This is a genomic window from Saprospiraceae bacterium (assembly GCA_016713025.1).
In the GTDB taxonomy this organism is placed as follows: Bacteria; Bacteroidota; Bacteroidia; order Chitinophagales; family Saprospiraceae; genus OLB9.
Map to the genome: position 1 here is coordinate 3067288 of JADJPZ010000004.1, position 24752 is coordinate 3092039.

The 24752-nt window shown below is 36.4% G+C and carries 24 protein-coding genes; 13 read left to right on the forward strand and 11 right to left on the reverse strand.

What is annotated here, in order from left to right:
- Positions 1-129: 129 nt before the first annotated feature.
- A complete protein-coding gene (locus IPK35_19405) occupies positions 130-2592 on the reverse strand; it encodes a BamA/TamA family outer membrane protein (GenBank protein MBK8055377.1) in 2463 nt (820 codons plus the stop codon).
- A gap of 40 nt (positions 2593-2632) precedes the next feature.
- On the opposite strand from IPK35_19405, the gene IPK35_19410 reads away from it, so the two are divergent.
- Positions 2633-3325 (forward strand): RNA methyltransferase, encoded by a 693-nt coding sequence (locus IPK35_19410; GenBank protein ID MBK8055378.1) that lies wholly within the window; start codon positions 2633-2635, stop codon positions 3323-3325.
- A 197-nt stretch (positions 3326-3522) separates the two neighbouring features.
- On the opposite strand, the gene IPK35_19415 is transcribed toward IPK35_19410, so the two are convergent.
- From IPK35_19415 to sucC, 5 genes are all read right to left on the reverse strand, one after another.
- A complete protein-coding gene (locus IPK35_19415; protein ID MBK8055379.1) occupies positions 3523-4332 on the reverse strand; it encodes an ABC transporter permease in 810 nt (269 codons plus the stop codon).
- 277 nt (positions 4333-4609) lie between these two features.
- On the reverse strand, positions 4610-5536 hold the full coding sequence (locus tag IPK35_19420; GenBank protein MBK8055380.1) for a TlpA family protein disulfide reductase: 927 nt from the start codon (positions 5534-5536) through the stop codon (positions 4610-4612).
- A 454-nt stretch (positions 5537-5990) separates the two neighbouring features.
- Positions 5991-6185 carry an exodeoxyribonuclease VII small subunit gene (gene xseB, locus IPK35_19425; GenBank protein MBK8055381.1) on the reverse strand — a complete coding sequence of 65 codons (195 nt, stop codon included), beginning with the start codon at positions 6183-6185 and terminating at the stop codon, positions 5991-5993.
- A complete protein-coding gene (xseA, locus tag IPK35_19430) occupies positions 6182-7411 on the reverse strand; it encodes an exodeoxyribonuclease VII large subunit (protein MBK8055382.1) in 1230 nt (409 codons plus the stop codon). Before xseA ends, xseB begins: the two co-directional genes overlap by 4 nt.
- A 92-nt stretch (positions 7412-7503) precedes the next feature.
- Positions 7504-8706: an ADP-forming succinate--CoA ligase subunit beta gene (gene sucC / locus IPK35_19435; GenBank protein ID MBK8055383.1), complete on the reverse strand. Its 1203-nt coding sequence runs from the start codon at positions 8704-8706 to the stop codon at positions 7504-7506.
- 191 nt (positions 8707-8897) lie between these two features.
- Here sucC and IPK35_19440 point away from each other — a divergent pair, with 191 nt between their 5' ends.
- The 6 genes from IPK35_19440 (at position 8898) to IPK35_19465 (ending at position 13182) form a co-directional block, all read left to right on the forward strand.
- Positions 8898-10103 carry a WG repeat-containing protein gene (locus tag IPK35_19440; protein ID MBK8055384.1) on the forward strand — a complete coding sequence of 402 codons (1206 nt, stop codon included), beginning with the start codon at positions 8898-8900 and terminating at the stop codon, positions 10101-10103.
- Positions 10066-10854 (forward strand): hypothetical protein, encoded by a 789-nt coding sequence (locus tag IPK35_19445; protein ID MBK8055385.1) that lies wholly within the window; start codon positions 10066-10068, stop codon positions 10852-10854. Before IPK35_19440 ends, IPK35_19445 begins: the two co-directional genes overlap by 38 nt.
- Positions 10855-11062: 208 nt before the next feature.
- Positions 11063-11707 (forward strand): transposase, encoded by a 645-nt coding sequence (locus IPK35_19450; protein ID MBK8055386.1) that lies wholly within the window; start codon positions 11063-11065, stop codon positions 11705-11707.
- A 38-nt stretch (positions 11708-11745) separates the two neighbouring features.
- Positions 11746-12408: a hypothetical protein gene (locus IPK35_19455; GenBank protein ID MBK8055387.1), complete on the forward strand. Its 663-nt coding sequence runs from the start codon at positions 11746-11748 to the stop codon at positions 12406-12408.
- Between the two features lie 191 nt (positions 12409-12599).
- On the forward strand, positions 12600-12884 hold the full coding sequence (locus IPK35_19460; GenBank protein ID MBK8055388.1) for a type II toxin-antitoxin system RelE/ParE family toxin: 285 nt from the start codon (positions 12600-12602) through the stop codon (positions 12882-12884).
- The gene (locus IPK35_19465) at positions 12877-13182 is read left to right on the forward strand and encodes a HigA family addiction module antidote protein (protein ID MBK8055389.1); all 306 of its coding nucleotides are present in this window, start codon (positions 12877-12879) and stop codon (positions 13180-13182) included. The genes IPK35_19460 and IPK35_19465 overlap by 8 nt, the downstream gene beginning before the upstream one ends.
- Before the next feature lie 124 nt (positions 13183-13306).
- On the opposite strand, the gene IPK35_19470 is transcribed toward IPK35_19465, so the two are convergent.
- Positions 13307-14035, reverse strand: a complete 729-nt coding sequence (locus tag IPK35_19470) for an ABC transporter ATP-binding protein (GenBank protein ID MBK8055390.1) — start codon at positions 14033-14035, stop codon at positions 13307-13309.
- A gap of 229 nt (positions 14036-14264) precedes the next feature.
- On the opposite strand from IPK35_19470, the gene IPK35_19475 reads away from it, so the two are divergent.
- The 5 genes from IPK35_19475 (at position 14265) to IPK35_19495 (ending at position 17382) form a co-directional block, all read left to right on the forward strand.
- Positions 14265-14897, forward strand: coding sequence for a deoxynucleoside kinase (locus IPK35_19475; protein ID MBK8055391.1), 633 nt, complete (start codon positions 14265-14267; stop codon positions 14895-14897).
- A 33-nt stretch (positions 14898-14930) separates the two neighbouring features.
- Positions 14931-15584 carry a YggS family pyridoxal phosphate-dependent enzyme gene (locus tag IPK35_19480; protein ID MBK8055392.1) on the forward strand — a complete coding sequence of 218 codons (654 nt, stop codon included), beginning with the start codon at positions 14931-14933 and terminating at the stop codon, positions 15582-15584.
- A 412-nt stretch (positions 15585-15996) separates the two neighbouring features.
- Positions 15997-16224 (forward strand): hypothetical protein, encoded by a 228-nt coding sequence (locus IPK35_19485; GenBank protein ID MBK8055393.1) that lies wholly within the window; start codon positions 15997-15999, stop codon positions 16222-16224.
- Positions 16170-16976 carry a transposase gene (locus tag IPK35_19490; protein MBK8055394.1) on the forward strand — a complete coding sequence of 269 codons (807 nt, stop codon included), beginning with the start codon at positions 16170-16172 and terminating at the stop codon, positions 16974-16976. Before IPK35_19485 ends, IPK35_19490 begins: the two co-directional genes overlap by 55 nt.
- A 43-nt stretch (positions 16977-17019) precedes the next feature.
- A complete protein-coding gene (locus IPK35_19495) occupies positions 17020-17382 on the forward strand; it encodes a hypothetical protein (protein ID MBK8055395.1) in 363 nt (120 codons plus the stop codon).
- 192 nt (positions 17383-17574) lie between these two features.
- Here IPK35_19495 and IPK35_19500 read toward each other — a convergent pair whose 3' ends face one another.
- A complete protein-coding gene (locus tag IPK35_19500; GenBank protein MBK8055396.1) occupies positions 17575-18375 on the reverse strand; it encodes a patatin-like phospholipase family protein in 801 nt (266 codons plus the stop codon).
- Positions 18376-18608: 233 nt separating this feature from the next.
- Here IPK35_19500 and IPK35_19505 point away from each other — a divergent pair, with 233 nt between their 5' ends.
- Positions 18609-19418: a DUF4349 domain-containing protein gene (locus IPK35_19505; GenBank protein MBK8055397.1), complete on the forward strand. Its 810-nt coding sequence runs from the start codon at positions 18609-18611 to the stop codon at positions 19416-19418.
- 62 nt (positions 19419-19480) lie between these two features.
- Here IPK35_19505 and ppk2 read toward each other — a convergent pair whose 3' ends face one another.
- The 3 genes from ppk2 to IPK35_19520 all read right to left on the reverse strand — a co-directional run bounded on the left by ppk2 (position 19481) and on the right by IPK35_19520 (position 24738).
- Complete coding sequence (gene ppk2 / locus IPK35_19510) at positions 19481-20605, reverse strand: polyphosphate kinase 2 (protein MBK8055398.1); 1125 nt, start codon at positions 20603-20605, stop codon at positions 19481-19483.
- Between the two features lie 423 nt (positions 20606-21028).
- On the reverse strand, positions 21029-23311 hold the full coding sequence (gene bglX, locus IPK35_19515; protein ID MBK8055399.1) for a beta-glucosidase BglX: 2283 nt from the start codon (positions 23309-23311) through the stop codon (positions 21029-21031).
- 59 nt (positions 23312-23370) lie between these two features.
- Positions 23371-24738, reverse strand: a complete 1368-nt coding sequence (locus tag IPK35_19520; GenBank protein MBK8055400.1) for a beta-glucosidase — start codon at positions 24736-24738, stop codon at positions 23371-23373.
- Positions 24739-24752 lie beyond the last annotated feature (14 nt).

Genomic DNA, 24752 nt, shown 5'->3' on the forward strand with positions numbered 1-24752 from the left:
TGTATGCCAATGTATTTATAGAGGTCAGAAAATATTTTGCGAAAAATTCGAATTATAATGTATTGTAAATTAAATAATTATGATTAATAATTTTTCACAATCAATTTTCTGCTTGACCAATCAAGATCATCAGAAAGGGTAGTTTACGCCCACCTGAACATTTCCCAGCCCTTGTTGTCTTATCTCTTTGAATGAATACCATTGAGACTTTTTATAATCATCTTCAAACGGACTGCGAAGCTTATATCCAAAATCAAACCTTAAAATAAAAAAGTCAAAATTTAATCTCATCCCATAACCGGCTCCTATTGCTATCTGCTTGTAGAATGAGGTGCTGATAGAAGCATTCGGTCTTGTAACATCATCTTTGAGCACCCACACATTACCGGCATCCACAAATAAAGCACCATCCATCACAAGAAAAATTTTAAATCTATACTCCGCATTCATTTCAAGCCTGATATCTCCCTGATTGACAAAAATACCAGGTGTATCTTTTACTTTTGTCTGCGGATCACGATAACCACCAGGCCCGGGTTCTTTTATATTCCATGCCCGAAGACTATTGGGTCCCCCTACCCCAAATTGTCTTATAAAAGGTGCCGCCAGATTGTCACCAAATGGGATGATAATACCGGCATTGAGTCTTGCCGCAAAGGATGAAGTTCTGCTATACTCTTTGTTGTAACGTCCATCAAACTCAAACCTCACATATTTGGCAAAAGAGATTTGATTTGCAAGTTCCCATATGTGTTTTGAACCTGAGATAGTATTGTAAAGTTTATTGGCAAGATATACCTCACTTCCCGAAAGTTCCAGATTATTGATGATCAAAAATGACCTTCCTTTTTTGTCTTTGGGTCGGTTGTAAACATATGAAAAGTCTCTGAATAAAAATCCGGTGCGCAAGATATCTTTGAAAGACAATAAAATCAAAGGGTTAAGTTCAAAACTGGCAGTATCCTTGATTTCATATTGGTCGAGATTGAAACCAAGTGGCCTGAAAACATATCTGTTATTACGTGCTGATGTGTAGTCAAATCCAAATGAAGCATTGAGAGATTGCAGAGAATACAGATTTATGATGTTGACATTACTGAATCCAAGATCAATATTGGTGACTGCATCTTCTCTGAAATCATTGTAAAATCTATCTTTGATCAAACCTAATCTATTGACTAGTTTTCCAAGCCCGACAAAATCCTGAAATGAAGGAATCACAAGATTATTCTGGAAGGAAAAATTGGTTGTTCTTCTGGTGATGCCGGTTTCCTTGGAAAATCCAAATTCCCATCCGGTTTCAGCTCGCATGGTATATCGTTCCGAACCACCAAGAAGATTTCTATTGACAAATTGGGAAGAAAGCCCAAAACCTATCAGTTCTGCAGGACCCAAAGTACTGTAGTAAGCATTGAATCCTCCATCAAATACCCATTTCTTTTGGTGAGGTGACAGTAGAATATCAAAGTTCATCATGGAGTCCTTTTCACTATCAGGATAGGCATTGAAAGTTACAAACCTGTATGTACCGATACCATTGAGTTTTCTGAAGGTCTTTTGCCTGTCAGTTCTGTTTAAATATTCGTTTTGTTTCAAGAATATCATATTGGAAAGGACTGATGGCTTTACAAGAAAATCATCAGACTGTCTGTAATAGGATTTATCTGTATAATTTTCATGATATATGCTATCTGTCTGATCCTGAATATAATCTGTAAATACTCTTACATTACCAGTGACATACCTTTTGTGTTCCTTGGCTGGTAAGGGTGTTCGAATCAAAAGTGTCAGGTCTATCGTTTTATTAATTTTGCTACTGTCTCCATTCAATTCGATATAATTTCCGGCAAATCCTGCATAACCGTTATTTTGAAGCTCAACAACAAGCCGCTTTTTTTCTTCCTCAATGACCAAAAAATCAATATAATCATTCTTCCTGATGAGTGATTCATCATTGACAGATTGTACAAAACGGAGCAATGCTTTATCTTCCGACTCATAAGTAATACTATTGATCCGGTATCTGTCCCCGGTAGAAACAATATAAGTAACTTCAGTATCAAATCGTGTTGCTGACCCTTTACCGGAAGTCCATCCTACTATTTTTTCTATTGTGATAAAATCTACTCTGGCTTCATAATATCCTTTCCTGAACCTAAGATAGTTTTCGATATTGACCGCAATGGTTTTGTGCTTTTCTTCATTATACAATACCGGAGGGGCGCCCAATTTGCTAAAAGCTTTATTATACCAGGTAGAATCCTTTCCGTTCCTGATGTTGGACAGGTACAACCACTCTTCAGGAATCAGAAAAAGTAATTTCCCATTAGGTTTGTAATCAATGAGTTGTAAAATCTCGTTGGTCAGGGAACTCTTGTCCATGACATTTTTTTCATTTTTATAAACTATCTTTGTACCTTTAAGCAAGCTTTCATCTGCATGGAGATATCTTGCCGTATTGCATGAAGAATAAAAAATGGATAAAAAAACGATTAACCCCAAAAAAGAAAAATCAATATTTTGCTTGACAAACATACTTTTTCGTAGTAAGGCTCTGTAAACTTTGTTATCCGTGATCAGTAAAGCCCGCATAAAGGATATTAAATCTTTAAACCAGCCTAAATTCAGGCAAATGTACAATATTTTCATCGCTGAAGGTGGCAAAGTGTGTACAGAATTATTGAAAACTCCCAAATATCGCATAGATTCCGTTTTTATCGTTCAGGATACATTACACAAATACGAAATATTATTGGGAGGACTGATGGACAAAACTGAAATCATTTCATCTCGGGAAATGGAACAAATCTCTGCCTTAAAAACTACATCAGATATACTTTTGTTACTGGAAATCAAGGAAGACGACGATAATGTTTTGTTAAAAAAAGGCACATCAGCTATCTTTCTTGATGGTGTACAAGATCCAGGCAATGTGGGTACCATCATTCGCATCGCAGATTGGTATGGTATCGATGCTGTAATTAGAAACAGTCAATGTGCTGATTTCTTTAATCCCAAAGTAGTACAAGCCACCATGGGCAGTATGGCCAATGTCAACCTTTTTACCACAGACTACAGCAAAATCCTAAGTTGCGGGAAGACCATTTATGGCACTTTTATGGGTGGAGCTGATATCAATTCAGTAAGCATAAAAAGCGATGCTGTGCTGATCATGGGAAGCGAAGGCAGAGGTATATCTGCAGAACTGGAAAAATCCATCCAAAACAAAATTTCCATCAAAGGCAGCCGCTCAAAAATAGCTGAATCACTCAATGTTTCAGTAGCGGCTGGTATCATTTGTGAGAAGTGGAAAGGTGGATTTTAGCTACGATTTATTAGTCTTTGGTCATTGGTGGTTGAGCGCAATAGAAGGGAGTCGAAACCACATTGGATTTTAATCAATGCACTGCTACCCCTGGCTCCTTGAACTCCTTGAAGGGGAATCCTCTGCTCTAATCTTCAAGTTTTGGTCTTTGGTAGTTAGTCGTTCAAATCATTCCTTGTCGAATCGCTCGTCGTTCGTCATATATCCCTCCTCATAAAACTCCTGTAAGCGACAAATACAAAGATACCGCTGTAGAGGATGGCCATACCAATGGCGTGCGTATATGGAAGAAGGATATTGAAGTCCCACTCTTTATTGACAAAATAATCAGGTACTTTAAACAACGGGAAAGGCATCAGATCTTCGATACTGTTGATAGGCCAGTAGTTGCGGCTGGAATTTTTAAAGTAATATACATGTACCAGCATAAATATGGGTTCCAGCATCATCACGTACAAAAAATAAAACAACAACGTCAAGGTACCCTTTCTGATCAGAAATCCCAGCATCATAGCGAAACTCATATATCCCATGCACAACAGGAAATATCTTATGATGGCAAAATTATTGTCCATGATGAGTTCCAGATCAAAACCATCTGTATGTATCATACCTATGATGATACTGGATATGGTATATAATACTGTAGCTATGAGAGCGAGCGACAAGATGGTCAAAAACTTGGAATAAAAGAACTCTTTTCGGGTCATACCGATGATGATGTTTTGTCGCATTGTTCTGTTACTGACTTCAGATGTTACAATATAAATAGCCAGGAAACCGAGACAAAATGGCACTAACCAATTGCCGATGTAGCCCTGATAATCCCAAACAGTAGGAAATTCATAAAACATTTTTGAACTGGGCATAGGTGGTGGCATGTCCTTAAATACATCTTTTCCGGCAAGTATCACCAATGGTGCAATCAATATATATATCAGAGCCAAAACCCGAAACACGGCATTGCCATTAAATTTTTTCCATTCGAGGATGAGAAGGTCTTTCATTTTTGAGCTATTGAATTGCAAAGCTAATCATTATTGAAAACCTCGTATCACGTTCGTTTCATAATTCGGACTAACTTCGAATAATAATCGGCAGAATAACTATCCTGAATTCTGGAAGTTAATATGTAAACTTTCATATATTGGTTATTGTGCAAAATGATATAATTAGGGTAATGAAGTCGCAGATTTTATAAATACTTGTGGAGATACCAATAATTGGTGTTCATATTTTTGTATCTGAATAAAATGGTTTTTTAAAAATAATATCGCGAGCAATTCAAAAATGCTGAGTATTTATATTTTTATAAATGATTATACCATTAGGGTCTAAAATAAAGTTATGAGGGAAATACTTTATGCCTAATTCTTTAGATCTTATACCATTTACATCTAAGTATTGTTGCCAAGGCAGCTGGTGTTTTATAATTGTTTCTTTCCAATGATTGATGAATTTAGCTGGATCTGTGGAGACAGAAATTATATCAAAATTTCTGCTTTGGTATTTTTGAAATAATTTTTTGATATATGGGAAATCCTGAATGCAGTACACACAACCATGATGCCAAAATTCTAAATATATGTATTTATCTTTTGTGATTGACTTCAGGTCAGATTTATTATTTAATGTATCAATCAAGTTTATAGCAGGAAAAATATTACCATTTTCAACAGACTTATGCAATTTAATTTTTTTGGACACAGCATGGCCTAAATAACTTTCTTTTAAAGCATCATTGAAATTATTAAACGTTTTTTCATACAAATCTTTGTAACCATATATAGATAAATACAATTCCATTAATGCCATTTTTGAATCAGGATTCAATACTGAATAATAATATAATAAGGAATCATTATTTCGACCGGGATTCTTTACTTTCAAAGAGTTATTAAAGTTTGTATATTTTTGGAAATTTTCATTAAAACTTGCGCCATCTGATATTACATCAATTATATCACCTGTGATTTTGATGCTGACATTTTGGAGCCCTGAATCAATATAAAAGGGATTTGAAATTAACAAATTATTGTCCATTTCAACAAAAAGCCTTACTAAACAGGGATTCTTTATTTTACCTTTAAATGAAAATACATCAGTTTCAATCTGAGACGTATTGTTCTCGAAATCGACAAATGTATCTATGTCTGATGAATGGATTGATATTATGGTAAAAGGGAAATTTTTTACTATTCCTTTGATCATGAATGAATCAGTAAACCCAAAACATTGAATTGTAAAAATAAGTGCAAAAAACGTGAATAACTTCAGAATTATTTTCTTTATGTATGATTTAGATAATGTAAGGCTGATTATAAAATCCTTGATCAACTAGTTTGGTTTCCACCAGTGTTAAAATATAATTTGATACAAATATATATTCTTTTTCTGATACAAATCAGATTTTGTTTTCAGTAATCTCTAGGTTGAGAACAATCTGAACTGCTCCAAAACCCTTCACCTGACATTACATAACATAGATTAAATGGACTTAAAATGCCTCACTATAGGCTTTTTGTAGTTTGTTGAAATAAAAAACCCCTGCGATCAATAGATATCACAGAGGCTGACATGTTTTCGGAATGAGATATTAAATATATTTCAAATATGATGCCAATTGTACAACACCATCAAACTATTTTATAAAATATTGCCATTTTTATTGTTCTGAAGGGTTGACCTTCTCGATATCCTCTTCAATAGTCCGCAGTTTTGCCTTACAAAATTCTGTTAGCTCAGCAGCTCTTTTCAGCATATCACTCAATTGATCAAGTCCTGTATCTTCTGATTGCAAGTCATTAAGGATTTTGCTCAATTCTGCAAAAGCAGCATCATATGTCAATTTTTTACTCATTTTTTTGATATTTTAATAGTGGCATCTGCAAATTGTATTTCTACTGCATCTTTTACTTCAAACTGATTGGCCCTTGTTAGAATTTTATTGTTTTGCTTGATGATGGCGTATCCGCGACGTAGCACCACTGCAGGATCAGACATACTGATTTGCTGGCCTGCTAGTTGGAGCTGCTGAAGATGAAATTTTACTTTATTTTTGGCTGCCAGCATGATTTGTTGGTAAGTGACATCGATATTGGAGTGATGTTTTCTGAGTATATCTGCCGGAAGAAACTTTACCAATTGCACCATTGATGCCAGGGTTACTTCCTGATTTTTTATCATTTGTCTGGCTATCTGAATGATCCACCTGCTGGCTTCGATGACAGATGACTCAAAGTCAAGGTTATGTTCGATGAGGTAGTCTGCCACCGCTGTAGGAGTCTTTAATGATTGATATGCAGCGGCATCTGCGACTGTACTGTCTATATCATGGCCAATACCCGTAATCACAGGTACTCTTGCTCTTGCGATCGCAGTCCCGATATTGTAATTGTCAAACCACGCGAGATCAGGCTTGGAACCACCACCTCTTATGATCAGAATACAATCGTACGGAGTGACTTTCTCACGAATCGACTTCATCGCCTGGCATACATCTCTTTCAGTATTGAGACCTTGCAGTGCCGTTTCGAATAAATGAATTTCATACTTATAACCATAACTATTACCCTGTAAATGATTGATAAAGTCGATATATCCTGCAGCATTGGGCGATGAGATGACAGCAATTGTCTGAATCACCCGGGGTAAATCCGTAAGTTTGTTAAGATGCAATAATCCTTCATCGCTGAGTTGCTGGAGGATCTTCTGCCTTTTCATCTCCATCTGACCGATGGTATATGCCGGATCTATATCTTCAATGATCAGCTTCATACCATACTTTTCGCTGAACTCCACCTGCACTTTTAATGAGACATTGGTCCCTTGTGCGAGTAAGGATGGCAACAAGGTGCCAAGCTTATTTTTCAGAAATAGGTAGGATTTATACCAGATATTGGCAGAAATCTGAGCTTTTATTTCATCTGATCCTTCGTCATGATGTACGAGATCGAGATATACATTACCTCTTACTTCCTTTATTTGAGCTATTTCGCAGTGTACCCAGATGGGTTCAGGAAAATTAAGTGCAATCACCCTCCTGATATATTCGTTGAGTTCGTATAACGAGTATGATGAAGGCATAGGTTGGGTTGTATAAATTATTCAAATTACTCCAATGTAAATCAAGTCATCTTCGGATGACAGAAATAGCGTCAAACTGTTGATTCCGGTTTTCAGGCGATCATCTTTCTGACCAGATCAGCCGCTTCCTGCAGTTGAATGGCTGAATGTACTTCCAATCCACTATTGTCAATCAACTCTTTTGCGATATCAGCATTAGTTCCCTGGAGTCTGACTATGATCGGAACAGTGATATTGCCCATATTTTTATATGCATCAACTACGCCTTGAGCTACGCGATCACACCTGACTATACCACCAAAAATATTGATCAGGATGGCCTTGACACTAGGGTCTTTAAGTATAAGTCTGAAAGCTTGCTCCACTCTTGCGGCATCTGCAGTGCCTCCAACGTCGAGGAAATTGGCAGGTGATCCACCTGATAGCTTGATGATATCCATTGTAGCCATGGCAAGACCGGCACCATTGACCATACAACCTACATTACCATCGAGGTTTACATAATTAAGTCCGTAGCTTTTAGCTTCTACTTCAGTTGGGTCCTCTTCCCCAATATCTCTCATGGCTTCCAGTTCCGGATGACGGAAAAGTCCGTTATCGTCAAGTGTCACCTTACAATCTACGGCAATAATCCTGTCATCTCCTGTTTTCAGACAAGGATTGATTTCGAAAAGTGAAGCATCAGAACCGATAAAAGCTTTGTACAAATTTCCTATAAACTTTAGAAAATCTTTATATGCATTGCCGGAAAGTCCGAGATTAAAGGCAATGTTTCTTTTTTGGAAGTCTCTGAGACCCACCAACGGATCTATATATTCCTTATGTACAAGATGAGGTGTGTTTTCCGCCACTTCTTCTATATTCATCCCTCCTTCAGTGGAGTAAACGATCACATTTCTTTTTTTCTCCCTGTCCATAAGGATTGAAACATAATATTCTTTGCATGCTTCGAAGTCAGGGGCATAACAATCTTCAGCTATGAGTACTTTACGTACCAGTTTGCCTTCGCCTTCCATACCACCGGGTGTCTGTGGGGTTTTCAACATCATACCAAGGATATTGCTTGCATGCTGTTTAAGATCATCCATGTTTTTGGCGAGTTTTACACCGCCTCCTTTGCCCCTACCACCAGCATGAATTTGTGCTTTTACCACACAATACTCTGTACCTGTTTCGTTTTGAAGTCTTTCGTATCCTGCTACAGCCTCTTCAACTGTTTGAGCAACTATTCCTCTTTGGATAGCAACACCATAAGATGCCAGCATTTCTTTTCCCTGATATTCGTGTAAGTTCATACTATAATTTGGTTTGCCGCAAAAATAAAGTTTAATTATCTATTACCCAACAGAGCATCGATAAATATGGTAAAAAGAAAGATGATTGTGCAATTATTCTGGTATTACTTAAAATTTATCCAATAATTAAAACTAGGGTAAATCAAATAAATTAAAATAATATACTTTTGCTGTACAATTAAATTGGTAAGGTGAAAAAGGAAAGGATAACCATTTTCGTTTATTTGTTAATCTGTTTTATTGGTTTTAATAAAATAATTTCACAATCATCTGAAGTGTTTTTATATGAGACAGAAAATAACGGATATACTTATGTTGATAAAAATTTTCGACCTTTGATTAAAAGAACTTTTAAATTTGCAGGTAGATTCTTTGAGGATTTAGCAGTGGCTTCTCAGAATGGATATGTCGGCTATATAAATAAAAAAGGTCAATTTGTAATAAAACCTGAATTTGAATATGCCAATCCCTTTCATCATGGAGTTGCTCAAGTTTGGAAAAATGGAAAGCCATACCTTATAAATAAGAAAGGTAAAATTTTATTTGAACATAATTATCTTTTTTTTCATCATGCCAACATTGAATCTTTTGAGCCCATTTTTGTGGTTTCAACGCAATCATATAAATATGGAGTGATAGATAAGAATGGAAAAATCATTATTGACACTATATGTGATAAAATCAGGAAATTTAGAGATGGACTTACTGTTGTCAATGATAATGTTGTAATGAATCATAAAGGAAAAACAATTATACAATCCAGCAAATATTCGTGTATAGGAGATTTTCATTGCGGTAGAGCTTTTGTGAAACAGGAGGAATGGGGTGATTCATTGGTGGGGTACATTGACAAAAGAGGAACTATCCTTTTTAAAAAAGAAGTTAAATATCAATTTTATACTAATTGTTATTATAATAATTATTCTGATGATTTATTAGTATTAGAAACTAAAGATGGTTTTTATACTCTTTTTGATAAAAATGGAAAAGAAATCTATAAGAGTACTGAAGAAATTGTTTTGTTAAGAAGTGGTTACGCTGCCATTAAGGATTCAATTTATATGAGGATTATTGATGATTATGATTATAAAGGTATTTATAATATAATTAATAAAACAGGAGATTTAGTTTGCTATGATGCGGAAGATGTACTTGTTCAGGACAATAAATTACTTTTCGTGGAGGGTAATAAACTTAAAGACAAGCATGGAGTTATCAATAAAATGAAAAACTTACACACCAGTACTTCGTCAAAAGACTATTTTAGATGTAGGGAATATTTTATTCATAAGAATATTTTTTACATTGGTAAAAGAGAATCGGGAGATTATATAAAATGGTATTCACAAAATTCTAAATTTGATCAAGACTCACTACCTGATCTATACTATAATTGACCCACTAGGGTTTAAAAATGGATTATTATTTGTTGTTTTTGATATTGAAACCGAATCAGGGATGTGCTGGGGTTATTTAGATGAGCAAGGAAAAGTTGTATATAGAAACAGAAATGCTGGCTATTATCAGAAAGGAGTTAAAGAAAATATAAATTATCAGCAAACAACATATAATTATGAATTAAAAAAATTTGATTTAAAAAAGGACGTTAACAAAGGAAAAATTTCTTTGCTTATTGATACTACTCTTTACTTTATTCCTTATAACAACAATGGTAATGTATATAATCGAATTTGCCACAAAGTAAATATAATAAATGAAAATCTTGATACATTATATTTAGATCAGCATTATGATAAGCAAATAATAATACAAGCTAAGGATAGAATTGGAATTTGGAGGGAAATTTTTGATTATCCTCATGATCTTTATCCCGAATTACGTCCAATGAAGGTTAATAAATTGCCCCATCGGCAGTTTTGGGAATTTACAATTCCTAGCTACTCAGGAGGATTTAAAACAAAATTAAGAATTGTTTTCCGATACCAGAATGTTTACGATTTTGAGCATTGGTTTTGGAATGATGAAAGATCGCCTATTTTTTCAGGTGATGTGATTGAAGTATATAGCAATGAGATTGATTGTGAAATCAATGCATCACAATTTGTTCAGAAATATCAACAATTATTTGGCCAGGATTTTTATTTTAATAAGCGTTGGAGATTTGGCGATACTATAATAATTGAATAAAATACTATTAATTAAAGTTTAATTCTACTTTGTTAAATTTAATAATCAGATAATCAGTATATTGTAAATATTTTGTATATTTGTATTGTTGTTTTTTACCTGTCAAATATTCCTTACCTTTAGGAACGGCAGTAACAAAAACGACTTTTTTAAGAACACAAAAAACACCCTTTATGAAATTTTTCAGGTCGTCAAGGATGGCGATCTATTGTCGCATGTCATTGATTATCAATCTGTTTTCAAATTAAAGACCATTGACCTTTGCGAAAATTCCGTCAAATATCTTGAAGGTTTGTTCTGTGCAGAACGTTCCAAACGCAATATCGAACGAATGGTGGAGAAGTCAAAAGCGCACTATCAATCTCAACAACACTTTATCACAGACTCACCCTGGAGTGCTTCGCAACTCATGATGGACGTTGCTAAAAAAGTAAATTCAGATTTAGGAGATACAAAGCTTCAAGCTTTAAACATTGATGAAAATAGTAATAAAAAATCAGGTAAACACTCTGTTGGAGTTTCCAGACAATACAATGGAAATGAGGGTAAGATCGAAAATTCACAAACGGGAGTATTTGCTTCTTTAGGTAGTGGAGAAAAAGTAAGTTTGGTTAATGCTCGTTTATATCTTCCAAAGGAGTGGACAGATGATGAGAAAAGATGCATTAAGGCAGGTGTGCCAAAGAAAGACATTAAATATGCTACTAAGGTGCAACTTGCCATAGATCTGATTGAAGAATTGGACAACAATGGGATAGAATACGGATGGATAGGCGCAGATTCGCTGTATGGTCAGGGGTATGAATTTGCAAATACACTTGACAAAAAGGAAAGAAGTTTGTACTTGACGTAAAAACGAATCAACATATTTACCTTACAGAACCGGAAGTGTTGGTTGAAAAGCGAGTGACAAAAAAGGGTAAACAGATCGTTAAATTAACCAATGAACAAAAGTCAGTAAAAGTAGAAGATTACTATAAAACATTGATTAAGAATGATTTCACCCAAGTAGAATGGCGCAAAGGTACGAAAGGTTGGCTCAAAGCCTTGTTCCATATCCAAACAGTATGGGTCTGGGATACTAAATCGGAAAAACCTCAGAAAAGGACACTGATCATAAGAAAGGATAGTAACAAAATAAAATTCTCGTTGAGTAACTTTACAATAGAGGAAAAAAGCATTGAAGAATTAGCTTACATGCAAGGTCAGAGATATTGGATTGAGCGATCGTTTCAAGATAATATAGGAGAGTTAGGAATGGCCGACTATCAGGTGAGAAAATACAATTCATGGTATCACCACATGGCATTAGTGATGATGGCCATGCATTTTATTCTCAAAAAGCGGCAGGGAAAAAAGGAAGGAATACCACTACTATCAGCAAGAGATGTCAGGCTGCAGACTATTGCTTTACTCCTGTCTCAAGGTGTAAGCATGGAAGATGAAATAATACAGATGCTCCACAGGCACATACAGCGAGAAAAGGATATTCAACGGCACTTTAAAAATAATCAAACTGATAACCTGTATGAAGATTTTCCTGATAATTCCTAAGTTGACAAAGTAGAATTAATAGGTTTAAAATAAGATAATGCACAATAGAAATTTTCTTAGTTATTTAGCACTGGATTTGTCGGAATGGCGCCAATCAGTTAGTTCTATCACATTATAAAAGAGAATACCACAAAAACATTTGGCAGTATCGCAACTAATTACTAACTTAATGCGTTAATAATAAAAAAAGTTTGATAAATAGTTTTGCAGACAAGGAAACGGAAAAGATTTGGGAAGGCGAAAAGTCAAAAGTATTGCCAACCGAAATCCAACAAGTAGCTCGTAGAAAGCTTAGGATGATCAATAACGCAGAAAACTTCAATGATCTAAGAATTCCACCAGCAAACCGCTTAAAAAAACTCAAAGGTGAACTATCAGACTTTTATAGCATTCGAATCAATGATCAGTGGAGAATCATATTTAATTGGGAAAGTAATAACGCTAAAAACGTTCAAATAACAGATTATCATGAGTAAGTTAAACAATATACATCCAGGTGAAATTCTTGAAGAAGAATTCCTTAAACCAATGGGCATTACAGCTTATAAACTATCTCAAGCCATCGGTGTACCACAAACAAGAACAAGCCAAATCCTAAAAGGTCGAAGAAGGATAACAGCCGACACTGCCTTAAGACTTTCAAAGTTCTTTGGAACTTCATCCAAATTTTGGCTTGGACTTCAAAACGACTTCGATATTGAAGAAGAAATGCAAATAATCAACAAGGAATTGGAACAAATCGAAACAAAAAACGTGATAGAACAAGGGCTATGATGATAGATTCGCTATCGCTTCATCCATCCCATAGCCTTGGACGTTTAATATTTTTTTTTATTTGATTGATCAAACAGAAAAATCAAAATTGTTGTTTTGATACTATATAAAAAGAAAATTCCAATCAAATCCCTTTGACCTTATAGTGATGGTTTGGATCATCGACACTGATGATATTGGTATTTAAATAGTCTGTCTCTACCAGTCCATCCCTCAATCGGACGATTCGATGGGCATGATCAGCGATATCAGGCTCGTGAGTCACTATGATGACCGTATTTCCAGCCTGATGGATACGTTCAAATATTCCCATGATCTCTACGGAAGTTTTTGTATCCAGGTTACCTGTCGGTTCGTCAGCGAGTATGATAGCCGGGTCATTGACCAAAGCCCGGGCGATGGCGACTCTTTGTCTCTGACCGCCTGAAAGTTCATTGGGCTTATGCATCATCCTGTCACTGAGGCCAACTTTACCTAATGCTTCTTCGGCTTTTTCTATTCTTTTTTCTTTACTAAAACCTGCATAAACCAGAGGCAATGCTACGTTATCAAGAGCAGAAAGTCTAGGGAGTAAGTTGAATGTCTGAAATACAAAACCTATCTGCTTGTTTCTCACCTCTGCGAGATCGCTGTCTGACATGAGACTGACATCTATATCATTGAGGATATATTTTCCGGAAGTTGGACTGTCGAGACAACCTAATATGTTCATCAGCGTGGATTTTCCTGAACCGGATGGCCCCATAAGTGCTACGTACTCATTTTTACTGATAGTGAGTGATATACTTTTTAAAGCATTTATGATTTCATCACCCATTTTGTAGGATTTTGAAATTTTTTCGAGCGTGATCATTTTTTCAACCATGGCACCGTCAGTATATGATTAATTATTTTAAAAATTCAGACCGCTAAGATAAGTCCAATAATGTTATCAGCTACTTTTTTTTAGACAACATAGAGTTTTCACTCGTCAAAATGCCAAAATTTGAATCTAATCACTACTTTTGGAGGTTTTTACTGATAATCGGGTTATTCTCGAAATCAAGCAAAATAAATCGTATAAATCTGAGAATTTTAAGTTCATGAGCAATCTCAAACACATAGCCGTAGCAGGCAATATCGGAGCGGGTAAGACTACGTTGACTGAAATGCTTGCAAAACATTATGGATGGGAAGTTCAATTTGAAGATACCACTACCAATCCTTATCTCAGTGATTTTTATGAAGACATGAACCGATGGTCATTTAATCTCCAGATATATTTTTTAAATAGCAGATATCAGCAGGTGCTAGATATACGGAACGGCTTAAAAACGGTGGTGCAGGATAGAACTATATATGAAGACGCAAATATTTTTGCTCCAAACCTCCACGATATGCAGCTCATGTCATCACGTGATTTTGCCAACTATATTGAGCTTTTCAGGTTGATGTCATCACAGGTGGAACCACCTGATTTGCTTATTTATCTTAGATCAGGCATTCCTAAATTGGTACACCATATACATACCCGGGGTCGCGATTATGAGGGTAATATGAGCCTTGATTATCTCAAAAAGCTCAATGAACGATATGAAAAATGGATAGGAGGCTATACCTTGGGCAATCTACTGGTCATCAATAATGATAATCTGGATTTTAAAAATAATCCTGAAGACTTTGGATTAATCATAGAGAAGGTGGAAGCCGAAATTCATGGTCTGTTTACAAAATAAATCTGGTGCCATCTGAAAAGTTAGAAAAAACAAATGTATCAGGAGATTGTCAATCTTACCAACAAACATCATGTAACACTTGTAGCTGTTTCAAAAACCAAACCTATTGAAGAGATTGTAAAGTTATATGATCAGGGACAAAGGATATTTGGAGAAAACAAAGTGCAGGAGCTTGTACCCAAATATGAGGTGCTGCCCAAAGATATTAAATGGCATCTCATAGGACATCTGCAATCCAATAAGGTAAAGTATATTGCTCCTTTTGTGGCCATGATAGAATCAGTGGATAGCTTTGACCTCCTCAAAATAATTGATAAAGAGGCCCTTAAAAATAAAAGGATGATTCAGGTTTTGCTCCAGTTTCACATTGCCACAGAAGAGACAAAATTTGGCCTGGATATATCAGAAGCAAAAGACATGCTTGAGATACTAAAAACCAATCCTTTGTCAGGTGTGGAAATAAGGGGTGTGATGGGTATGGCATCATTTACTGACGAGATCGATCAGGTGAGAAGAGAATTCAAAAGCTTAAAGGATATATTCACTTTGTTGAAAAAGGAATATTTTCCAACCAACAGTGCATTTTGTGAGATATCTATGGGCATGTCCGGCGACTATAAAGAAGCTATTGCTGAAGGTTCTACAATGGTAAGAATAGGTAGTGCTATTTTTGGTACAAGAAGTTGAAAATAGCGTTGTGCGGATGTTTATGGGTGTATCCCTAAATTGCACTATATTATATAATTTTTAAGTTTCCAATTTAGTGGATTATCCTATTAGTTAAGAGTTAAAGGGTGGGACGTCTCAAGCGTAGCTTGACAGGCTCTTAAGGGAATGAGGGTTATTGGGAAGGTAATTTGGCTTTTCTTACCCCTGCCCCCTTATATGTTTGCATTTTAAAAATTAATGGTTTCAAGATAAACAAATAATTTATAACTTGGCGGTTGAAGGGGAACACCCCTTGATACTTAGATATCGTCCTTTAGTGTCCCTTTCGCCAAGCTTAATCATGAGGTATAACTTGATACATTGATATCGTATAACATAAGGGAATGTAAGGCTTGACACTTTTTTTAACACATTTTAAAGTAATTTATGTATGAAAGTTGGATTTGGAGGACTGGACGCAAGTAAAGGTTATTGTGATTTCAGTTTAATTTCCAAGGGTAATGAATTTACCAATCGCAGGATGAATTTTATTGATAATCAATCCGGTCTTGATGAACTCAAAAAGTCTTATCACAGGCACTTTTGTCTATTGATAAAATTTATTTGGCTATTGAAAGTACCGGTGGGTATGAAAACAATTGGTATAATCAATTGGTAAGTTTTGATAAGCGAATCATCATGTTCAGGATTAATCCGTTGCGGACACATCATGAGTCAAAAAAGAATATGCATCGCAATATTAATGACGCCATCAGTAGTGAAATTATAGCTAGGCATGTATCTGAAAATTATGAGGAACTAGAGAAAGCCAAGCCTAGATCCTTACATTTTTATACTGCGAAACAGATGCACAAAACTATACAAGGATTTATTAAACAAAAGACGAGAAATATCAACCAACTTGAGAAAGTAGTGTATAGTTGTATTCCTGGTCTTTTAACTTTTAGTAAAAATGGCATGCCAAAATACATGTATAAAGTACTTCAAAAGTATCCATCAAAGGCAAAGATATTAAATGCGAAAACAGCTTCATTGGCTAAAATCAAAGGGTTAACCATGGAGAAGGCTGAGGCCATCCAAAAAGCGGTGAAGCTAGATTCAGGGTCGGGTAATACGATACTTACTGAGCTGAATATTAAAACATTGGCCCAAACTATTAACTTATACTCCACCCAGATCAAAGAACTTCAATCAGAACTTGCTAAACACGGAGCCAACGACTTAGCGGATTTATTAGTCACAATTCCTGGTTGCGGCATCGAGTCAGCAGTGTCATTAAGCATAGAAATAGAAGATATAAATCGATTTAACAGTGCCGCATCACTTTGTTGCTATTTTGGAGTACACCCAGAAAACCATACAAGTGGTGATATATCAAAGAAACCTAAAATGAGCAAAAAAAGGAAGTAGTTCATATAGGGGTACAATATACATGGTAGCTAAAAATGCGATTATGTATGACCCTTATTTTAAAGAGGTATATTCAAATCAAAGAGCGAAAGGTAAGACCTATAACGATGCTTTAGGTGTAATAATGAACAAGTTAACAAGAGTGATCTATGGTATGCTTACAAACAAAGAGGCATACGATTCATCAAAACCTAAAACACAAAAAAACAAACCAGTAGACGCAGATCAGCAAATAGAGAAGTTGGAAAAAGAAACCGCAGATTATAAGGCAGAGCTAGAAAAGATGCAAAACGCACCAGTTTCTCGAAGAGCAGAAAATAAAATAAAAAAGGCAATGGAAGAGTCTCAAAACTCAATTGAAGAGTTGCGCACGAGATCAAAACCATTACCAAGTGCAAACATATAAATTTGTTTGAACTTGGTAATAAAAAACACCGCCAAATATTATAAAATCAACGGTATAACTAAAGGGGAATGCAGCGCTTTTATTAGGAGAATTTGGGTGGGACGTCTCAAGCTTAGCTTGACAGGCTCTTTAGGGATTGAGGGTAGCGGGCAGCTTAGACAATTTTAGTGCAAAAATGGGATACACCAATGTTTATGATGTATATTCCAAAGCTGATTCCTGGCTTTTCATTTTTTCCAGCATTTTCAACCCTTCCTGATATCCTAATTGATATATATGATCGATATTCCTACGGTCAAAAAGATTGAATTTGGATAATTCTCTTGGTTCAATAATGAGGTCACAGTGCTGAAATTTTAGATATGGTGTTGATGTAGTGCTTATACTAAAAGCTCGTTGCAATACTTTCAACGAAGTATTAAGATCACCAGCAGGTATTTCATTCAATGGGTTTACGTATACTCCGATTATTTTTTTACACTTTCCTATCAATGGTTCTACAGGAAAATTATTGATAATACCACCATCGCTATAGTAGGTATCATCAAGCCAAACCGGTGAAAAAATAAATGGAAAAGCACAGGATGCTAATACGGCTTTATTGAGTGGGCCACTTGAAAATGTAACTAATTTGCCTCTGAGCATATCAGTAGCGGAAATATATAAAGGCATTTCCAGTTCTTCGTAGGTTTGTTGCTTTATATATTCATTGATATAAACTATCATTTTGTCAGAATCAAGAAGTCCCGGTTTTTTATAGGAATAGTGCGCCAATGAAAAAAGTCTTGGTCTTTTGAACAGGTTTAACATATCTTCACAACTGAGACCGGATGCATAACATGCTGCAACCAGTGCTCCGGCACTCACTCCTGAAACAATATCTGGTCTAATACCGCTTTCTTCCATGGCTTTCAGTACACCGATGTGGGCTACTCCTCGGAATCCTCCGCCGGAAAGAACCAAACCTATATTATATTCTTCTTTTCTAGTCATTTTTTGGATTTTAATAAGTTAGTAATGAACATGTAGCTTTAGTTATAAAATTGTATAAATCCTCCTTCTAAAATAGTAAACGTTTTTTTGACTTAAAATGTCTGTTGAAGTCTGATCAAAATTGTTAATAGTCCTTCAATAATGCTTACAAATTGTTAAGAGTCGATCTTAGTGCACCAAAAGACTCTGCCTTCTCATCTTTCCTTTCATAATTCACTGATAAATAGAACACCATGAAACATTTCCTGTTGCTTACTTTTATGACTATGTTGATAGGAGTCACGGCCTGTAAAAATCAAAGTGCTGAGTCACCGAAGGTAGATTTAAATGACCTTGTTTTAGAAGAAGAAGTGAACGGTACTCGAACTGCAGAACCTGCTAAATCTGAAGAAGTTTTTCAAAATACAAGAAAGCTGATCAAAACAGGTACTCTGACATTTGAATCCGATGATCTACCTGCTTCTGCAAAACTCATCAAAAAGCTGGTTGCTGAAGTCAACGGGTATGTCTCCTCCGATCAAACCACTGCATATCACCATCGTACAGATCAAACCATGACCCTGAGAATACCTTCTGACAAGTTTGATACACTCATAGATCAAATCACACTACATGCCAAAAAAACTGAATCAAAAAACATGTCTGTTCAGGATGTAAGCGAAGAATTTGTGGATGTAGCAGCCCGACTCACTGCCAAAAAAGAAATCGAAAAAAGATACATTCAAATCCTGTCAAAAGCAGCAAAAGTGGATGACATCTTAAAAATAGAGTCAGAATTGGGAAGTATTCGTACTGAAATAGAATCCATCGAAGGACGATTAAAATATCTACAGAATCAAACTTCGATGAGTACTATCCATGTTACATTTTATCAGACCAAACAGTTTGTATCTGAAACGCCATTCTTCAGTAAACTTAAAAATGCAATCTCAGATGGATGGAATATGGTTGTATCCTTTACCTTAGGCTTGATTCAATTTTGGCCGTTTATTATTATCCTATCCCTGATCTTATTTTATTTCAGAAGGCGTTACAAGAGTTGAGTCTTCAAAATCCATGACTTTCACCATTTCTTTTGTACGAAAGCAAACTTGCTAAGAATTGCCTAATACAGCCTCCCCATTTCGTATATCATATTGGATCTGCCCACAATCAAAGGGTCGATTTTGCCGATGGTGGCAGTATCTTTATTATCGTAGGGGATCTTGTGAAGAAAAAACCTCATAGCATTGAGCCTGGCCCTTTTTTTACAATCGGATTTTACCACGGTCCAGGGAGCATCAGAAGTGTCCGTATGATAAAACATTTTTTCTTTGGCTTCAGTATATTCATCCCACTTGTTGAGTGACGCTTTATCTATAGGTGATAGTTTCCATTGTTTCAAAGGGTGGGTTTCACGGTCTTTAAATCTTCTCTTTTGTTCATCACGACTTACTGAAAACCAAAATTTAATCAGGGTGATACCACTTCGCACCAGATTTCTTTCAAATTCAGGGGCTTGTCTCATAAATTCAAGATACTCTTCATTGGTACAAAAACCCATTACTCTTTCTACTCCTGCTCTGTTGTACCAGGAACGGTCGAAGAGTACAATCTCACCTTTAGTAGGAAGATGTTTGATATATCTTTGGAAATACCATTGTCCTCTTTCTTCTTCGGTAGGTTTTTCAAGTGCTACCACCCTTGCGCCCCTTGGATTGAGGTGTTCCATGATTCGTTTGATCGTACCTCCTTTACCCGCAGCATCACGTCCTTCATAGAGTATAATGACCCTTGCTCCGGTATTTTTCACCCAGGCCTGAAGTTTGAGCAATTCGACCTGAAGCTGGTACTTGTACATTTCATAGTTTTTGCGGGACATGAGATATTTGTAAGGATAGCCTCCATCCTGCCACTTTTCTGTAAGAATCAAATCTTTGTTAAGTATTTTTGAAGTAGATTTGTATTCTTCCATTAAAGTCTCGAGAATAAATTTTCGTTCACTTTCTGAATAGTTTTTCAAAAAAATTCTGGCTGTTTCTAATTTTTGATCATCAGGAACAGTACCCAATTTATCATTAAGTACAACGGCATTCTGAATCAGTTTTTTCCTTATTTTTCTATTGACAGTATCTGCCGTCTGGGCTGTTTGATCGTCAGAAATCAATGATATATCACCTTGATTGACAAGTCTGACCTTTTTATTGGCGAGTGCCTTGGTTTCGCTGATTTGATTACTTTTTTTTGACATAATGTAGTATCGAATATGGTTTGAAGAGTAAAACTAAAAATTAAAATTATTTCTACCTACAATACTAAAATAAATCGGGCAATGATTTTAGTCATACCCATAGCTTAAAAGTAAGTATGTCTAAAAAATGGTATAGTACCCTACCAAATATACAGACGAGAATTAATTTTTCTAATAATTCTGTCGCCATTATACTCAAAATTAGAGTATGTTTAAATTTTCATGTTTGAGCGAAAGTGAGCAAATTTAATTTTATGTAAGGCATATTTTGCAGTCGTAGCTGGTTGCTACAACAAAAAATATAACGCAACAGAAAATAAAATTTGCCGCTTGGAGCCAAATGATGAAACTTTAAACATACTCTTAATACAATAGTAGATGAGTTTTTCGCAAACCACTTTATTTTGAGTATAATTTTGACGTTTATTCCAAAATAAAGCTTACTGATTGAACATCGCGCGAATTGGTTCCCACCATAGCTTGAAACTCTCCTTTTTCGGTTTTATATTCCAGCAATTCATTATAAAACTTCAATAGATCTTCATCAATAGTAAACATTACCTTCTTGCTTTCGCCAGGCTGTAGAAAGATCTTCTGAAATCCTTTCAGCTCCTTAACGGGTCTGCTGATACTTCCCACAACATCCCGAATGTACATCTGCACAACTTCATGTCCTGCGACTTTTCCGGTATTTTTTACGGTGACTGTGACAGTAAGGGTTTTGCCTTTAGTCATTTTTGTTGCGCTGATGTCAGGTTTTCCATATTCAAATGTTGTATACGACAATCCGTAACCGAATGGTATAAGTGGCTCATTGGGTGCATCCAGATAATTGGTTCTGAATTTGGGTTGATGCGGTAAATTAGGCCTGCCTGTATTGAGCACACTGTGATACACTGGTATTTGGCCTACATTGACAGGAAAAGATGTGGTCAGTTTTCCACCGGGATTGACATCACCAAAGATAACATCTGCCACTGCATTGCCACCTTCTGTTCCACCACACCATACTTCAAGCACTGCATTCATATCTCTCATCTCATCAGCGATCACCATGGGTCGACCGTTGTACAAAACCATGACTACCGGCTTGCCTGTGGCTTTCAAAGCTGCCAACAATTTTTTTTGTGAAGGTTGTAAACTGATATCTGTCATGCTGGAAGCCTCACCTGACATATCAGCCGCTTCACCCATGACCGCTACGATGACATCTGACTTTTGAGCGACTTCGATAGCTTCTCTGATCATTTCGTCAGCGGGTCGGGCATCTATCACTATCTCTTCGCCAAAAGCATTGACGCGTTTTGCGAAATCTCTATCATCGGAGATGTTGGCACCTTTGGCATACATTATATTTGTTGGATTTGTTGATAGGTTTTTGATGCCTTCTATGACTGTGACTGCCTTTTCGTGATCGCCTGAGACGCTCCACGTACCCAGCATATTCCTTCGGCTATCTGCCAATGGTCCCACCAATGCAATTTTTACACCTTTTTTTAGTGGAAGTATATTGTTTTCATTTTTTAGCAAAACAAAGGATGCGGCAGCTGCTTTTCTTGCAAATGCCCTGTTTTCAGCAGACATGATTTCTGTCGCAGCCCTTTTTTCATCAAAATACTTATATGGATCATCCAAAAGTCCCAATCTTTCTTTGGCCATCAAAATACGGATACAAGCCTGATCAATATCCTTGTTTGTTACCTTGCCTTCATTCAGCGATTTTTTGAGTGTAGTGAGAAATCCCTCGCCTACCATTTCCATATCCACATTGGCCTGTAATGACTGACGGGACACTTCCTGAAAATCACCGGTACCGTGTTCTATCATCTCCAGTACAGATGTATAGTCAGTCACCACAAAACCATCAAATTTCCATTTTTTGCGTAAAACATCAGTGAATAAAAATTTACTTCCCGATGCAGGTACATAGTCCACAACATTGAATGAAGTCATGACTGAACCGACACCTGCTTTGACCGCTGCATGGTATGGTGGCAAATACTCGTTAAACATACGCAACTTACTCATATCCACTGTATTGTAATCGCGCCCACCCTCAGCGGCTCCATAAAGGGCAAAGTGCTTCACACAAGCCATCATAGTAGTAGGATCAGTCAGATCTTTCCCCTGATACCCTCTGACCATAGCCGATGCAATTGTTGAACCCAAGAAAGGATCTTCCCCTGCACTTTCAGCGATCCTACCCCATCTGGGATCCCGTGCGATGTCCACCATAGGACTGAATGCCCACATGATCCCATCAGCTGTGGCCTCTCTGGCAGCAATACGAGCTGACTGTTCAATCATTTCTATATCCCAGGTGCAAGATAATCCCAATGGTATCGGAAATATAGTCTGATGACCATGGATGACATCCATGCCTATCAGAATCGGAATACCCAATCGACTGTTTTTTACTGCCATTTCCTGCGCTTCACGGGCTTTTGCGGCACCTCTGATACCAAAGATTCCTCCTATCTGACCATTTTTCATCTTGGATTCTACATCTTTACTGACTATCTCACCTGTGACAGTACCTCCCGGAGTAATAAGATTGAGCTGACCTATTTTTTCATCTATTGTCATTTTGGTCATCAAATTGGCTACTTTGGCTGATGCTCCCAGAGACTGATAATATGTAAGACCGGTTCCTTTTTTTGATATATTCTTTTGAGCTGAAGAAGAAATAAACATTATTGGGACCATTATTAGGGTCAATAAATATTGAAATGATTTATTTGTCATTGTTCTAAAAATTTATTTGATTATTTGTTATACTTAAACCCTAATCGTTTGAGTCCTGTTTTTACATCATTATTGCGCATAAATAATTTCCAAAGCAATCCTGATCTATAGTTTTCGATCATGACAGGGATTGGGCCTTGATCTATAGCAAGATATCTAGGCAAGTACCAGTTATGTTGTTCTGAGAAAGCATCATAAGGTCCATATTCTCCAATGTATTCCTTTTTATCGATATACAAATGCCTAATAAAGGCCATACTTTCCATGGGTGTATAAGGTATTGATGAAATAGCAGCAGTTGGCGAAATTACACATAAATCCTCATTGGGCTGATGACCCGCGTATCCCTTCATCGAGTAACTAGATGTAAGACCCCAATTTAATGCGCTGTATCCCTTGCATTTATTAGGGTTTTTGATAGCATGCTGATGATGTATAAGTGCATGATTTCTATTGAGTAATCCATAATCTGCAAATTGGTCTATCAATCCGTTTGGATCCAAACCTAGATAAGAGTAATGTGCCCAGAAAAGTGGCCCTACCGGATCATTTGAATGTTCGTAATGATTTAATACAGTTTTTATTCCATACAAGGTAGTATCCTTTTTAATATTCCCATGTAGTGCCCAGCCTTGCTCATATACTTCTTTGCTGATAGGAAAGGTAGGTGATGCAGCAGCCAAAATGTACATAATAAGGCATTCATTGTATCCACCAACCGGAAAGTTCATTTCCCAACCGTAGTTTGGTGACCAATGCCAGTACAATGTATTTTTACCTTGTGTGTACCAATTCCATTCTATGCCTCTCCACAATGTATCTATCTTAGAAACAAGTAATTTTTCTTTTGGATTAGTGCCATTGAAGTATTCCGCTACGGCAAGCAAACCTTGAACCATAAAAGCAGTCTCGACAAGATCCCCTCCATCATCTTTTTTGCTGAATGGTTGGACTTTTCCTGTTCTACCATCCAACCAGTGGGGCCAGGCACCATGAAAACGATCCGCTTTTTCTAAAAAAGCAATATTTTTTAAAAATCTGTCTAATGCCTCTTCTTTTTTGATAAAGCCTCTTTCTATACCTGCTAAAATAGCCATAAAACCAAAACCACTACCACCTGTGGTGATGATATGCTGATCATTTTGAGGATAGATACCATCCAAATGCACACGCTCACAAGCCATGCCTGAGTTAGGTTCTGCACCTTCCCAAAAATATTTTATAGTCTGTTTTTGTACAAGATCCAACAATTGGTTATCAGAGAGATTAGAATAGTTACCTTGGTGCTCACCTACATTCTTATGAACGCTATCTGCAGAAGTTTGTACTTTTTTATTGCAAGAAAAGCAACTCAAAACTAAAAACAATACTGTACTATAAAACCGCATATTTATTTACTTTT

Excerpts from the sequence above, each read along its gene's own strand:
- xseB (MBK8055381.1), bottom strand. The coding sequence starts at position 6,185 with ATGAGTAAAAAATTGACATATGATGCTGCTTTTGCAGAATTGAGCAAA.
- IPK35_19520 (MBK8055400.1), bottom strand. The coding sequence starts at position 24,738 with ATGCGGTTTTATAGTACAGTATTGTTTTTAGTTTTGAGTTGCTTTTCT.
- IPK35_19475 (MBK8055391.1), top strand. The coding sequence starts at position 14,265 with ATGAGCAATCTCAAACACATAGCCGTAGCAGGCAATATCGGAGCGGGT.
- IPK35_19505 (MBK8055397.1), top strand. The coding sequence starts at position 18,609 with ATGAAACATTTCCTGTTGCTTACTTTTATGACTATGTTGATAGGAGTC.
- bglX (MBK8055399.1), bottom strand. The coding sequence starts at position 23,311 with ATGGTCCCAATAATGTTTATTTCTTCTTCAGCTCAAAAGAATATATCA.
- IPK35_19465 (MBK8055389.1), top strand. The coding sequence starts at position 12,877 with ATGAGTAAGTTAAACAATATACATCCAGGTGAAATTCTTGAAGAAGAA.
- ppk2 (MBK8055398.1), bottom strand. The coding sequence starts at position 20,605 with ATGTCAAAAAAAAGTAATCAAATCAGCGAAACCAAGGCACTCGCCAAT.
- IPK35_19420 (MBK8055380.1), bottom strand. The coding sequence starts at position 5,536 with ATGATCAAAGGAATAGTAAAAAATTTCCCTTTTACCATAATATCAATC.
- IPK35_19480 (MBK8055392.1), top strand. The coding sequence starts at position 14,931 with ATGTATCAGGAGATTGTCAATCTTACCAACAAACATCATGTAACACTT.
- IPK35_19500 (MBK8055396.1), bottom strand. The coding sequence starts at position 18,375 with ATGACTAGAAAAGAAGAATATAATATAGGTTTGGTTCTTTCCGGCGGA.
- IPK35_19485 (MBK8055393.1), top strand. The coding sequence starts at position 15,997 with ATGAAAGTTGGATTTGGAGGACTGGACGCAAGTAAAGGTTATTGTGAT.
- xseA (MBK8055382.1), bottom strand. The coding sequence starts at position 7,411 with ATGCCTTCATCATACTCGTTATACGAACTCAACGAATATATCAGGAGG.
- IPK35_19410 (MBK8055378.1), top strand. The coding sequence starts at position 2,633 with ATGTACAATATTTTCATCGCTGAAGGTGGCAAAGTGTGTACAGAATTA.
- IPK35_19495 (MBK8055395.1), top strand. The coding sequence starts at position 17,020 with ATGTATGACCCTTATTTTAAAGAGGTATATTCAAATCAAAGAGCGAAA.
- IPK35_19415 (MBK8055379.1), bottom strand. The coding sequence starts at position 4,332 with ATGAAAGACCTTCTCATCCTCGAATGGAAAAAATTTAATGGCAATGCC.
- IPK35_19405 (MBK8055377.1), bottom strand. The coding sequence starts at position 2,592 with ATGCGGGCTTTACTGATCACGGATAACAAAGTTTACAGAGCCTTACTA.
- sucC (MBK8055383.1), bottom strand. The coding sequence starts at position 8,706 with ATGAACTTACACGAATATCAGGGAAAAGAAATGCTGGCATCTTATGGT.
- IPK35_19470 (MBK8055390.1), bottom strand. The coding sequence starts at position 14,035 with ATGATCACGCTCGAAAAAATTTCAAAATCCTACAAAATGGGTGATGAA.